General features: G+C 73.0%; 11 protein-coding genes. 10 read left to right on the top strand and 1 reads right to left on the bottom strand.

What is annotated here, in order from left to right; translation table 11 throughout:
* Nucleotides 1-137: 137 nt before the first annotated feature.
* From C6361_RS04350 to C6361_RS04330, 5 genes are all read left to right on the top strand, one after another.
* Nucleotides 138-890, top strand: coding sequence for an N-acetyltransferase (locus tag C6361_RS04350; RefSeq protein WP_107266837.1), 753 nt, complete (start codon nt 138-140; stop codon nt 888-890).
* A 74-nt stretch (nt 891-964) separates the two neighbouring features.
* The gene (locus C6361_RS04345) at nt 965-1,513 is read left to right on the top strand and encodes a hypothetical protein (RefSeq protein ID WP_107266836.1); all 549 of its coding nucleotides are present in this window, start codon (nt 965-967) and stop codon (nt 1,511-1,513) included.
* Nucleotides 1,514-1,612: 99 nt separating this feature from the next.
* On the top strand, nt 1,613-3,775 hold the full coding sequence (locus tag C6361_RS04340; protein ID WP_107266835.1) for an MMPL family transporter: 2,163 nt from the start codon (nt 1,613-1,615) through the stop codon (nt 3,773-3,775).
* A 7-nt stretch (nt 3,776-3,782) separates the two neighbouring features.
* Complete coding sequence (locus C6361_RS04335; protein WP_199853238.1) at nt 3,783-4,472, top strand: response regulator transcription factor; 690 nt, start codon at nt 3,783-3,785, stop codon at nt 4,470-4,472.
* Nucleotides 4,469-5,311: a cell wall metabolism sensor histidine kinase WalK gene (locus tag C6361_RS04330; protein WP_107266834.1), complete on the top strand. Its 843-nt coding sequence runs from the start codon at nt 4,469-4,471 to the stop codon at nt 5,309-5,311. The genes C6361_RS04335 and C6361_RS04330 overlap by 4 nt, the downstream gene beginning before the upstream one ends.
* A gap of 27 nt (nt 5,312-5,338) precedes the next feature.
* Here the strand turns inward: C6361_RS04330 and C6361_RS04325 are convergent, their stop codons facing one another.
* Complete coding sequence (locus tag C6361_RS04325; RefSeq protein ID WP_199853237.1) at nt 5,339-6,523, bottom strand: MFS transporter; 1,185 nt, start codon at nt 6,521-6,523, stop codon at nt 5,339-5,341.
* Nucleotides 6,524-6,787: 264 nt separating this feature from the next.
* Here C6361_RS04325 and C6361_RS04320 point away from each other — a divergent pair, with 264 nt between their 5' ends.
* The 5 genes from C6361_RS04320 to C6361_RS04300 all read left to right on the top strand — a co-directional run bounded on the left by C6361_RS04320 (nt 6,788) and on the right by C6361_RS04300 (nt 12,902).
* Nucleotides 6,788-7,174, top strand: a complete 387-nt coding sequence (locus tag C6361_RS04320) for a peptidase inhibitor family I36 protein (protein WP_369931275.1) — start codon at nt 6,788-6,790, stop codon at nt 7,172-7,174.
* A gap of 111 nt (nt 7,175-7,285) precedes the next feature.
* Nucleotides 7,286-8,068 (top strand): SDR family oxidoreductase, encoded by a 783-nt coding sequence (locus C6361_RS04315; protein ID WP_199853236.1) that lies wholly within the window; start codon nt 7,286-7,288, stop codon nt 8,066-8,068.
* Between the two features lie 141 nt (nt 8,069-8,209).
* Nucleotides 8,210-9,376, top strand: coding sequence for a pyridoxal-phosphate dependent enzyme (locus C6361_RS04310; protein ID WP_199853235.1), 1,167 nt, complete (start codon nt 8,210-8,212; stop codon nt 9,374-9,376).
* A 26-nt stretch (nt 9,377-9,402) separates the two neighbouring features.
* The gene (locus C6361_RS04305; protein WP_107266833.1) at nt 9,403-10,176 is read left to right on the top strand and encodes a bifunctional 2-polyprenyl-6-hydroxyphenol methylase/3-demethylubiquinol 3-O-methyltransferase UbiG; all 774 of its coding nucleotides are present in this window, start codon (nt 9,403-9,405) and stop codon (nt 10,174-10,176) included.
* 113 nt (nt 10,177-10,289) lie between these two features.
* Nucleotides 10,290-12,902, top strand: a complete 2,613-nt coding sequence (locus tag C6361_RS04300; protein WP_107266832.1) for a penicillin acylase family protein — start codon at nt 10,290-10,292, stop codon at nt 12,900-12,902.
* Nucleotides 12,903-12,909 lie beyond the last annotated feature (7 nt).

The raw sequence follows: 12,909 nt of genomic DNA, 5'->3' as shown, positions 1-12,909 counted from the left end.
TCGGAGGCCCGACGGTGGCAGTGGCGGTGGCAGACGGCTGCCCTCGCGCGGATCCGAGAACCGACGGACGTACCAGCAAGGCGAGGTGACCTGCGGCGGGGGCGGACTTCCGCCCCGATATCGAGGTTGTCGAGGTTATGCGCTTCCTGCCCACGATCAAGAGCAGAGCCGACATCAGCGGCACGGCAACGGTGCCGAACCCCGCTTCCACGGCGACCGAACTGGCCTCCGGTCGGCTCCTCCTGCGGCCGGCGACGCACGAAGAACTCCCCGCGACGGCTCGGGCGCACGTCCTCCTCCTGCCGTTCGGGCTGTTCCCGTCGCTCGGGGCGCGCTTCGTCCGTCGCTGGCAGCGAACGTTCCTCGACTCGCGGCACGGCGTCGGCTTCGTCGTCGTGGACCCCACGGCGGCGCCGGAGGAGTTGGTCGGATTCGTGCTGGGTACCAGTGACCAGGCCGCGTACACCACCGGGCTGATGGCGGACCGGCGTACGGTGGCGTCCCTGGCGGTGACCGGGTTCGCCGCGCTCTGTCTCCGGCCTCGGGTCGCCGTCCGCCTCCTGCGGTCGCGGGTACGTCCGTGGACACGCCGGCTGCTGCACCACCGGGCCGCGCCGGCACCGGCCCGGTCGACCCCGGCCGCGCAGGTGGCCGTGATGACCGCGCTGGCGGTACGGCCGGACTGGCGCAAGGGCGGAATCGGTGAGCGGCTGGTGGAGCACTTCGTCGAGTACGTCCGGGGTGCCGGCGCGACCTGGGTCGAGTTGCAGACCTCGACCGGACCCTTGGGAGCGGTCGGATTCTACGAGCGGTTGGGGTGGGAGGCCGGATCCCAGCGGTCCACCCCGGACGGCGACGTCATCCGCACCTATCGCCGGGTCCTGCGCTGAACCCGTCCGTCCAAACCGGCGATCGGCACCGGCGAGCGGACGGGTACGCGCGGGCGAGCTGCCAGGATGGCCCGGTGGAGATTCGCTTCGACTTCGACGACGAGCACGGTCGGGTCTCGGTGGACGTCGCGCCGAACGTCGACCCGGTGGCCATCGGCAAGAGCGAACGGGAGGTGGGCATGCCGGTGTGTACCGCGACCGTCGACTTCAGCGCCCGTGGCTACCGATCGCTGCTGGGCTGGGTGCAACTGGTCCGGGAACCCGGCACGACGGGACCATTCGAGATCGACCCCTTCGACCTGTTCGCCGACTCCACCGCGCCCTTCGCCTGGTACGGGTTCAACCCGGTACTCTTCGACGCGCCCTCCCGCTGGCGCTCCGGAGTGGTGCAGTGGCAGGCGCACACCTTCCTGACCATCGGTCCGTGGGACGTCGACCGCCGGCTCGTCGTACCCCTGGTCGGGTTCGCCTGGGGTTACGAGCAGGATCCGGAGGACCGGCTCCGACTGTCGCCGGTGCGGTTGCTCGGGCCGACCGACTGGGACGGCCATCGCCGCTACCTGGCCGACCGGTACCCGACCTGGAGGTTCGGCGACGGGAGTCCGCTCGCCGGCCAACACTGACGGCACCGTCAGGCAACCGTCAGGTTCGCCGACGCCCGGTCGTCAGGCCCGGACGGTGTGCTGAGACTCCTCGACCCACGACCACGGGAGTCTGCCGTCATGGCCGCACTGCTCTACCGGCTCGGTGCCTGGACGTACCGGCGCCGCCGTACCGTCGTGGTGGCCTGGCTGGCCGTCCTCGTCGCCGCCGGGGCACTCGCCGCCACCGCTGGCGGCCCGTACCGGGACGACTTCTCGATCCCCGGCTCCCGCGCCCAGCAGACCCTGGACACCGTCGCCGAGCGGTTCCCGGCCTCGTCGGGTGCCTCCGCGCAGGTGGTGTTCGTCGCGCCCGCCGGTCACCGGGTCACCGAGCGGAGAGCCGTCATCGAGCAGACCCTCGGCGCCGCCGCGAAGCTGCCGCAGGTGGCCGGGGTGGTGGACCCGTTCACCGCGAAGACGGTCTCGGCGGACGGTCGCGTCGCGCTGGCGAACGTGGGCTACCACCGCAAGCGCGCCGACCTGGCGGACGGCACCCTCGCGGCGCTGGAGGACGTCTTCGGACCGGGCCGGGAGGCCGGGTTGCGGGTCGAGTTCGGCGGGTCGGCGTACGACGGCGCCGACGAAAGTGGCCACGGCACCGAGGCGGCCGGGTTGCTGATCGCGCTGGTCGTCCTCGTCATCACCTTCGGTTCCCTGGTGACGGCCGGGCTGCCGCTGCTCACCGCGCTGCTCGGGGTGGGCGTCACCGTCGCCGGCCTGACCACGGTGGCGGGGATGCTGACGCTGCCGCCGACCGCGCCGGCCCTGGCCCTCATGCTCGGAATCGCGGTCGGCATCGACTACGCGCTCTTCATCGTCGCTCGGCACCGGTCCCAGTTGGCGTCCGGCATGGCCGTGGCCGAGTCCGCCGCCCGGGCGACCGGCACGGCCGGTACCGCCGTGGCCTTCGCCGGGCTCACCGTGGTCATCGCGCTGGCCGGGCTGACCGTCGTGCGGATCCCGTTCCTGACCGCGATGGGACTGGCCGCCTCCGCCGCCGTGGTCGTCGCGGTGCTGGTGGCGGTCACCCTGATCCCGGCCGTGCTGGGCTTCGCCGGAGACCGGCTGCGCCCGAAGCCCGGCTCGCGGGCCGTCCGGCATGCGGCCGGGGACGGCCGGAGCGGCATCGGCGGGCGCTGGATCCGGCTGGTCACCCGCCGGCCACTGGTCACCACGCTCGCTGTCGTCGCGGCGCTCGGCGTAATGGCCGTACCGGCGACCGGGTTGCGGCTCGGGCTCACCGACAACGGTTCCGCCCCGGCGGCCAGCACGCAACGGCAGGCGTACGACCTGATTGCCGCCGCCTTCGGACCGGGCTTCAACGGCCCGCTGCTGGTCCTGGCCGACCTCGCGGGCAGCGGCGACGGACAGGCCGCCGCCACGGGGCTGGCCGAGCGGCTCGGTGCGGTGGACGGGGTGCTCGCCGCCGGGCGCCCGCAACTCTCCGCGGACGGCCGGTACGCGATGCTGACGGTGATTCCCGAGACCGGGCCGCAGGACGAACGTACCGAACGGGTGGTGGCCGACCTCGAGGCCGTGGGCGGGGGATCCGTGGCGGTGACCGGCGTGACCGCGATCGGGATCGACATCTCCGCGCAACTGGAGGCTTCGCTCGTCTCCTTCGCCCTGGTCGTCGTGGGTCTGGCCCTTCTGCTGTTGCTGCTGGCCTTCCGGTCGCTGGTGGTGCCGCTGACGGCGACTCTGGGCTTCCTGCTCTCGGTCGGCGCGACGTTGGGCGCGGTGGTCGTGGTCTTCCAGTGGGGCTGGCTCGCCGATCTGGTCGGGGTCGCGCGGACCGGGCCGGTGATCAGCTTTATGCCGATCATCCTGATGGCGGTGCTCTTCGGCCTGGCGATGGACTACCAGGTCTTCCTGGTCAGCCGGATGCACGAGGAGTACGCCCACGGCGGCGACCCGGGACGCGCGGTCAGTCGCGGATTCCGGGCCTCGGCCCGGGTGGTCGCGGCGGCCGCCCTGATCATGATCTCGGTTTTCGCGAGCTTCGTCCCGGGCGGCGACGCCACGCTGAAGCCGATCGCCTTCGCGCTCGCGGTGGGTGTCCTGCTGGACGCGTTCCTGGTCCGGATGACGCTCGTGCCGGCGGTGCTGGCGCTCACCCGGCACGGCGCCTGGTGGCTGCCGCGCTGGCTCGACCGGGTACTGCCGAACCTGGACGTGGAGGGTGTGCAGCTCAGCCGGCCGGTGCCGGAGCACTCTGCCGTCCCCGTCGCGGTGGTGTGATGGGGAGGTGGACAGCATTCTGGTGGTGGACGACGATCCGGGCCTGCGGGAGCTGCTGGTCTCCGCGCTGCGGTTCGCGGGGTTCGAGGTCGAGGCCGTCGGCGACGTCCCGGCCGCCCTCGCCGCGATCGGGGCGGGTACGCCCGACGCGATCGTGCTGGACGTGATGCTGCCCGGTACGGACGGCTTCGACCTGCTGCACCTGCTGCGCTCGCGGGGCGTCCAGGTGCCGGTGATGTTCCTGACCGCCCGCGACGAGGTGGACGACCGGGTACGCGGCCTGCGTCTGGGCGGCGACGACTACCTCAGCAAGCCGTTCAACGTGGTCGAGGTCGCCGCGCGGCTGGAGGCGCTGCTGCGACGCTCCCGGCACCTGCCGCCGACGGTGCCGGAGGGGGTGCTGCGCTGCGGCGACCTGGAGATGGACGAGGCCCGGCACACGGTGACCAGGGGAGGGCGCCCGATCGAGCTTTCCCCGACCGAGTTCCGACTGCTGCGCTACCTGCTGGCCAACAGCGGGCGGGTGGTCTCCAAGGCGCAGATCCTGGACCACGTCTGGCAGTACGACTTCGGTGGCGACGCGGCCGTGGTCGAGCGGTTCGTCTCCAACCTGCGACGAAAGATCGACTTCGGCGGGCCGTCGCTGATCCACACCGTGCGGGGATTCGGATACAGCCTGCGGCCGGTGCCGCAGTGAACCGCTCCGCGAAATGGCGACTGGCCCTCGTCGCGCTCGTCGCCGGCCCGGAGGCCGCCGCGATCACCGCCAAGGTGCAGCGGGCCTTCGACGCCCAGCGGCGGGCCGAGGAGCGGCTGCGCAGCTTCGTCGCCGACGCCAGCCACGAGCTGCGTACGCCGCTGGCGACCATGCACGGCTGGATCGACCTCTACGTCCAGGGTGGACTGCGCGACCCCGAGCAGCTCGACCGCGCGATGGAACGGATGCAGGCCGAGGTGGGCCGGATGCGGCTGCTCGTCGACGAGCTGGCGCTGCTGGCCCAGCTCGACGGGGCGCGGCCGCTGGACCTCGGACCGGTGGACGTGGTGGCGGTGGCCGGCGAGGTGGTGGACGACGCCCGGGTGGTCGGCGCCGACCGAACCATCACCCTGGACGGCGTGCCGGCGGCGGTCGTCGACGGGGACGGCCCGCGCATCCGGCAGGTGCTGCGCAACCTCGTCGGCAACGCGGTGCAGCACACCCGGCCCGGCGCGCCGGTCACGGTGACGGTCAGCGATCAGGGTGCGGAGGTGGTGGTCACGGTACGCGACGAGGGCGACGGGATCGCGCCGGAGCATTTGCCGTACGTCTTCGAGCGCTTCTACCGCGCCGACCCCAGTCGCAGCCGCGACGGCGCCGGCTCGTCCGGCCTGGGTCTGGCCATCGTCGAGGCGATCGTGGCCGCGCACGGCGGCACGGCCGGGGTCACCTCGGTACCCGGGCGGGGCACCACCGTCCGGGTCACCTTCCCGGCGAGGGCTCTCCCCGCCGGGCCGGAGCGCACCGGTCGGCCGGCCCGACCCGGTCGGGCGCGCTGAGCCCGGCCGTCGCCCGGTTCCGGTGTGCTAGCGCGGACTCGTGGCCCGGCGTACCCCGAAGAGGGCGACCAGGGCGAGCAGGATGACCGCGACGGAGTATTCGTCGGCGGTCCGGGGCAGGCCACCGGCGTAGACCACCAGGAAGCCGGCGATGACGGTCGGCAGGCCGAAGCCGACGTAGCAGATGACGTACAGCAGGGAGAGCACGCCGGCACGTTCGTGCGCCTCGACGAGCGGCATGACGGTCTTGAGGCTACCCTGAAAACCGCCACCGAAGCCGATGCCCCCGAGCGCGAGGCCGACGAAGAAACCGGGGACGGAGCTGGCCATGACCGACACCAGCGTGACGATCATGCCCAGGATGAGTGCGGTGATCCCGACGAGGATCACGGTCCTCGCGGCGGTGTCCCGCATCAGCAGTACGGCGACCGAACCGAAGAGAGCGAAGACGAAGAGCACCAGACCGGCGGTCACGATCGAGGTGTTCATCAGGGCGCGTACCAGCGCCGGACCCAGCGCGCCGAAGAAGCCGGCCAGTGCCCAGACCGCGAAGAGCACCGGCGCGACGACCAGTACCGGGCCGCGCACGGCACGGGGCAGCCGGATCTCCGGCCGGAGGCTCCGGCGCGCCCCCGCCGTCGGGGTGACCGTCTCCGGCATCAGCGCGAGCGCCACGGCCTGGATCAGCAGGACGCCGAAGAGGACGACGTACACCAGTCGGGTCGGGGCGGGCAGGAAGCGGATGAACAGCGCCGAAAGCAGGGCACCGCTGCCGGTTCCGATGCCCGGGGCGATCGCGTTCGCGAGCGTGCCCCGGGCCCGGCCGATGTCGAGCATGGCGGCGCCGACGGCACCGGTGGCGGCGCCGGCCGCGAGCCCCTGCACGAGGCGGGCGGCCAGCAGCGCGGGTACGCCGTCGGCGAAGACGAAGATCACCAGCGAGGCCATCTGCACCGCGATCGCCACGGCCAGGACCGGACGCCGGCCGACATGGTCGGAGAGCCTGCCGAAGGTGAGCAGCGACGCCAGCACCGCGACGGCGTAGACGGCGAACACCACCGTGGTGGTGATCGGCGAGAAGTGCCAGCGCTCCTGGTAGATCCCGTAGAGCGGGGTCGGGGCTGCCGACGCGGCCAGGAACGACACCAGGATCGACGCGAGCAGCAACAGCGAGGCACCCGGTGGGAGTCGCGTCCGCCCGGCGATGCTCATCTCGGTTCCTCCGTCGCACGGGAAGGGCCGGGCCCGGCCACGTCGCCGACCCGGCGGCCCCCTGGCTGGTGGGCCGTAGCGGGGTACCCGTTGTCCCCCGTTGCACGCGGGGCGGCGGTCGGTGCGCGACGGGCCGGATTTCGAGGAGATCGAGTCCGCTGTCACCGGGCGGGAGTTGCTGTCAAGGGCCGATCTTTGTCCGCTGCCGCGCCGGACGACACGTCGATATAGTCCGAACCAACAATCCAACTCACGGAGGTCGATGTGTTGGTAGGGCGTCTGCGTTCCTCTCTGCTCGTAGCAGGTCTGTCGGTGGTGGCTCTGTTGGGTACGTCCGGTGCCGCCTCGGCGGCCCAGGTGTCCACAAGCGACGCCGCAACCTGTCCGTCGAATGCTCTCTGCCTGTACGACGGAGTCGGATTCACCGGTGAGATGTTCGCCGTGACCTCCCTCAACCCCAGCGGCACCTGTGTGAGCCTGGTGGACGCTGGTTGGGACGACCGGGCCCACTCCGTGCGGAACACGCACAGCCGCAGCTCGGCCATGTTCATGAACGACGACTGCCTCGGCGACCCGTACCAGGTCTCGGGCAACTCCAGCATCTCCAACCTGGGCACGTTCACCCCGGACAGCGTCTGGGTGCAGCGGTAGGGCCGTGACCCGGCGGTACGCCGTGCCGGTACGGCCGGGTCCGATGTCGCGTTCGACGGTCGCAGGCGGGTACCCGGTACCCGCCTGCGACGTCCGGGCCGGGAGCGTGCGGTGCTGAGACTGTGTCAGGACGGGGTCGTCGTGGTCACCGGCGGCACGTCGGGAGTCGGCGAGGCGATCGCCCGGACAGTCGCCCGCGAGGGCGCGGTCGGGATCGTAGTCGCCGGCCGGGACCGCGAGCGTGGCGCCGCGGTGGCCGCCGCACTGGCCGGCCCGAACTGCTCCGCCGAGTTCGTCCCGGCACACCTGGAGGACCCGGACGACTGCCGGGCGGTGGTCCGGCGGGCCGTCGAACGGTTCGGCCGGGTCGACGCTCTCGTCAACAGCGCGGCGGACACGGCACGGTCCACCCTGGACGAGACCACGCCCGCCTTCTTCGACCGGATGATGGCGGTCAACGTGCGCGCGCCGATGCTGACGATGCAGGAGGCGATCCGGGACATGCGCCGCCGCCGGGCCCCGGGTGCGATCGTCAACATCCTCTCGACGAGCGCGCACGGCGGGCAGCCACACCTCTGCGCGTACTCCACCTCGAAGGGCGCGCTGGCGACCCTCACCCGCAACGTCGCGCACGCCCACCGCCGGGACCGGATCCGGGTCAACGGGCTCTGCCTGGGCTGGACCGACACCCCGCACGAGGACCGGGTGCAGCGGTCGTTCCACGGCCGGGCGCCGGGCTGGCTCGCGGAGGCGGAGGCGGCGACGCCGATGGGTCGCCTGGTCAAACCGGCCGAGGTCGCCGAGATGGTGGCGCTGCTGCTCTCCGACCGCGTCGGCGTGGTGACGGGTTCGCTCGTCGAGTTCTCCCAGGACGTCCTCGGCGGCGCGGACTGACTCCACCCTGTTCGACTGATCAAGATGGACTCTTGAACGGAGGTTCTCCCTGGTGAGACGGCGTGCAGGCACACCCGTCGGCCCGGTGCCCCCCGCCGGGACGCCGGCCGGCGACACGGTGGCGGGCGCGGAGGAGACGACGTGGGCGAGGTGACCGGGACCCGCCGGGTGCACGGGTGCGAGCTGCTGGAGTACCGGTACGGGCCCGACCTGGTGCCGCCGGCCGGGCCGGTCACCTCGATGTGGCGGTACCGCTCGCTGCTGCCGGTCGACGACGGCCCGGTCCGGTACCCACTCCCGGTCGGCGGTACGCCCCTGGTGGCGCCGCCCCGGCTGCGCGCCCGGCTCGGCGTGCCGGAACTCTGGCTCAAGGACGAGACCCGGGGCCCCAGCGCGTCCAACAAGGACCGGGCCACCGCCCTGGTCATCGAGGACGGACTGCGGCGCGGGATCTCCACCGTCACCACGGCGTCGACCGGGAACGCGGCGGTGGCGACCGCGCTGGGCGCCGCCGCGGCCGGCCTGCGCGCCGTGATCCTGGTGCCGGTGGACTGCGACCCGGAGAAGGTGTCCCTGATGCGCTCCGCCGGTGCGCTGGTGGTCCGGGTGGCCCGGGGCTACGACGCCGCGTTCGACCTGTCGCGGAAGGCCGCCGCGACCTTCGGCTGGCTCGACCGCAACACCGGGGCGAACCCGCTCACCACCGAGGCGAAGAAGACCGTGGCCTGGGAGATCTGGGAGCAGCTCGGCCGCCGGTGCCCCGACGTGGTGGTCGCGCCGGTCGGCGACGGGCCGACGCTCGCCGCGCTCGCCAAGGGCTTCGACGAACTGGTGCTCTGCGGGGCGGTGCGCCGGCTGCCCCGGCTGGTCGGGGTGCAGGCCGAGGCCTGCCAGCCGCTGGTGCACCGCTGGGCGGGTACGGCACCGTCGGCGCGGACCACGGACCCCGCCGGTACGGTGGCGGACGGCATCGCCGTGGACCGTCCGGTCGCCGGTGATCTGGCCCTCGACGCGGTACGTCGAAGCGGCGGCGCGATGGTGGCCGTCTCCGACGCCGCGTTGCTCGACGCGGTGCGGCTGCTCGCCCAGGCTGCCGGCGTCGGCAGCGAACCCGCCGGTGCGGCCGCTCTCGCCGGCCTGGTCGCGGCGCTGGAGCAGGAGCTGCTCGACCGCTCCGAGAGCGTCGCCGTGCTGGTCACCGGTCGGGAGTTGCGGGCCGGCCCGGCGGCGGCCGGTCCGGACGCGCCGGTCGTCGACGGCGACCTCGACGAACTGGCGGAGTGTCTGGCGGTCGCCTCCGACGCCTAGCGGCGGCTCGGTGAGAATCTGGTCCGGTGGACTGGGTACGGGACTTCTACACACGGACCGGTCGGTGGTGGGGGGACGCGGAGGGGCAGGTCGGGGAGCGGGACCACCGCCGGATCGCCCTGCTGCACCGGTACGTCGGCGAAGCACCGACGCGGGTGCTGGAACTCGGCGCCGGGTACGGGACCACGGCACTCGCCGCCGCGCGGGCCGGACACGACGTCACGGCCGTGGAGATCAGCGACCGGGCCGACCGGGCCGCCGGGCTGCCGGAAGCTGCCGGACCTGGCACCCTGACCGTGGTCAAGGACGACTTCTACCGGGTACGACTCTCGGGACGCTTCCCGGCGGTGTGCTACTGGAACGGCTTCGGTGTCGGTTCCGACGCCGACCAGCGCCGGCTGCTGCGACGCGTCGCCACCGAGTGGCTCGCCCCCGGCGGCACCGCCCTCGTCGACGTGATGAACCCGTTCGTCTGGGCGCGTTGGGACGGTGACGAGGAGGAGAAGCCGGCGCGACCCGACGACGGCTATCCGTACGCGGTGTCGAACCGCACGGTCTTCGACCCGGTCACCTGCGTGGCGGTCGACACCTGGTGGGAGAGTGGCAGTCCCGACCAGCGGATCAGCCAGTACCTGCGCTGCTACACGCCGGCAGACCTGATGCTGCTGCTGGAGGGCACCGGCCTGCGCCTGGATCGGCTGGTGGTCGGCGAGGAGGAGACGCCGGTGGTGCCCCGGCCGGGATCGACCGCCCTGCTGCGCGAGCATGACGAGTACGTGGCCGTCCTCCGGCACGGTTAGGTGCCCGCTCACGGCACGGACGGCGGCGGTGCCGGGCACGGGTGGCGCCGGTCCACCGTGTGCGAGCGGTTAGACCTGTCTCGATCGCTCGGGGCGTCGTAACCTCCCCGGGCATGAGGATCTCGGCCACCGCGCTCCGGCGCATCCGTCGGGTCGGCCTGTGGTCGGCCGTCGTGGCGGTGGTGGTCGCGATGGCCGCGAGCGGGTTCGCGCTGTGGAGCGTCCGGCACCCCTTCCCGACCACCGACGGCGAGCTGCGGCTGGCCGTGCTGACCGCTCCGGTCACGGTGCTGCGGGACGGCAACGGGATCCCGCAGATCTACGCCGAGAACGAGGACGACCTGTTCCGCGCCCAGGGGTACGTGCACGCCCAGGACCGCTTCTGGGAGATGGACCTGCGCCGGCACATCACCGCCGGCCGGCTCGCCGAGATGTTCGGGCCGGACCAGGTGGAGACCGACGTGTTCGTGCGTACCCTCGGCTGGCGCGAGGCCGCACGCGCCGAGTGGGACCGGCTGTCGCCGGACGCGCGGCGGCGGCTGCTCAGCTACGCGGCCGGGGTCAACGCCTGGATCGAGGCGAACGGCGGCCGGGACGCCCACCGGGGCAAGGCGTTGCAGTATTCCGTGCTGGCCGTACTGAGTCCCGGCTACCGGGTGGAGCCCTGGGACCCGGTCGACAGTGTCGCGTGGCTCAAGGCGATGGCCTGGGACCTCGTCGGCAACCTGTGGCAGGAGATCAACCGTGCCGCCGTGGTGCTGGAGGGTCGCAGCCGAACCCAGGCCGAGGAGCTGTATCCGGCGTACCCGAGCGAGGCGCACCAGCCGATCGTCCCGATGGAGCCGGCAGCCGGCCCGGAGGCCGAACCCCGGCGTAGCACGCCCGTCGGCGGCCTCTCCCCGGACGACCTGGAGCAGGCCCGGGACGGCCTGGAGACGGTACGGCGGGCGGCGGCGAGCCTTCCGGAGCCGGTCCGTCCGGGTGGTCCGGGTACGGGATCCAACTCGTGGGTGGTCGCCGGTGCGCGGACCGCCTCCGGCGCACCCATCCTGGTCAACGACCCGCATCTGGCACCGTCCCTGCCCGGCGTCTGGTACCAGCTCGGGCTGCACTGCGACTGCGGATACCGGGTCGCCGGCTTCAGCTTCGCGGGGATGCCAGGTGTGGTGATCGGGCACAACGAGCGGATCGCCTGGGGGCTGACGAACCTGCCCACCGACGTGACCGACCTGTATCTGGAGCGGCTCGACGGTGACCGCTACGCGGTCGGCGACCAGTGGCGTCCGCTGGCGGTCCGGGAGGAACGGATCAGCGTCGCGGGCGAGTCGGCGCGTACCGTCCGGATCCGGCACACCCGGCACGGGCCGCTGCTCTCGGACGCCTTCGGGCAGTTGCGCGACATCGGCGCGAAGCCGCCGCTCGGTCCGGACGGTGCCCCGGCCGAGACCGCCCAGCCGGCGCCCGGTGGCGGCTACGCGGTCGCGCTGGCCTGGACCGCGCTCGAGCCCGGGCGCAGCGTCGAGGCGCTCTTCGCGGTCAACCAGGCCAGGAACTGGGCCGACTTCCGCGCCGCCACCGCCCTCTTCGACAGCCCGGCACAGAACTTCGTCTACGCCGACGTGGACGGCAACATCGGTTACCAGGCGGCGGGTTCGGTGCCGGTGCGCGGGGCCGGCGACGGGCGTTGGATGTCGCCGGGCTGGGATCCCGCCTACGACTGGACCGGCCGGCTGCCCTTCGCCGAGCTGCCGCACCTGTTCAACCCCGAGGGCGGCGTGATCGTCACCGCGAACCAGGCGGTGACCGCGCCGGACTCCCGCCGGTGGCTCACCGCGGACTGGTCGTACGGGTACCGCAGCGACCGGATCGGCGACCTGCTGGCCGAATCGGCGGGCCGGCGGCTCGACCTGGCCGACATGGAGCGGATGCTGACCGACGACCGCAACGGACTGGCCCCGGAGCTGGTCCCGGCGCTGCTGGCCGTGCCGGCGGAGCGGCTCGGCGGTGGACCGTCCGCCGGGCGGGACCTGTTGCGGGACTGGGACTTCCGGCAGCCGGCCGACTGCGCCGACGGCGGTGCCGGTTGCCGCTCCTCGGCCGCGGCCGCGTTCTTCAACGCGACCTGGCGGCACCTGCTGGCCGGAGTCTTCGACGAACTGCCCGAGCACGAGCCGCCGCTCGGCGACGACCGGTGGTTCGTGGTCGTGGCGAGGCTGCTCGACCAGCCGGACGCCTCGTGGTGGGACCGGCAGGAGACCGGCCAGGTCGAGCGGCGCGACGACATGCTCGCCGCCGCGATGCGGGCGGCGCACGAGGAGCTGACCGCCGCGCAGGGCGACGAGCCGGACGGGTGGCGGTGGGGCAGGGCACACACCCTCACCCCCCGGGACCAGAGTTTCGGCGTCTCCGGTGTGGGTGCGGTCGAGTGGCTCTTCAACCACGACCCGGTGCCGGTCTCCGGCGGTACCGACGCGGTGAACGCCACCGCCTGGAACGCGGCGGACGGCTACGAGGTGACCGAGCTGCCGTCGATGCGGATGGCGGTGGACCTGGCCGACCTGAACGCCGCCCGCTGGGTGCAGGTCACCGGCAATTCGGGGCACGCCTACCACCCCCACCACACCGACCAGCTCGACGTCTGGCGTACCGGCCGGATGCTGCGGTGGTACTGGCTGCGCGCCGACATCGAGGCGGCGGCCGAGGACACCCTGACCCTGCGGCCGTAGCCGGGCC

Source organism: Plantactinospora sp. BC1 (assembly GCF_003030345.1).
GTDB lineage: Bacteria > Actinomycetota > Actinomycetes > Mycobacteriales > Micromonosporaceae > Plantactinospora.
Note: the sequence above shows the minus strand (reverse complement) of the source record. Positions and strands in the feature narration are given on the sequence as shown.

Bases quoted from the DNA above. Each gene is read 5' to 3' on its own strand.
- C6361_RS04350 (WP_107266837.1), top strand. From the start codon at position 138: ATGCGCTTCCTGCCCACGATCAAGAGCAGAGCCGACATCAGCGGCACG.
- C6361_RS04340 (WP_107266835.1), top strand. From the start codon at position 1,613: ATGGCCGCACTGCTCTACCGGCTCGGTGCCTGGACGTACCGGCGCCGC.
- C6361_RS04300 (WP_107266832.1), top strand. From the start codon at position 10,290: ATGAGGATCTCGGCCACCGCGCTCCGGCGCATCCGTCGGGTCGGCCTG.
- C6361_RS04325 (WP_199853237.1), bottom strand. From the start codon at position 6,523: ATGAGCATCGCCGGGCGGACGCGACTCCCACCGGGTGCCTCGCTGTTG.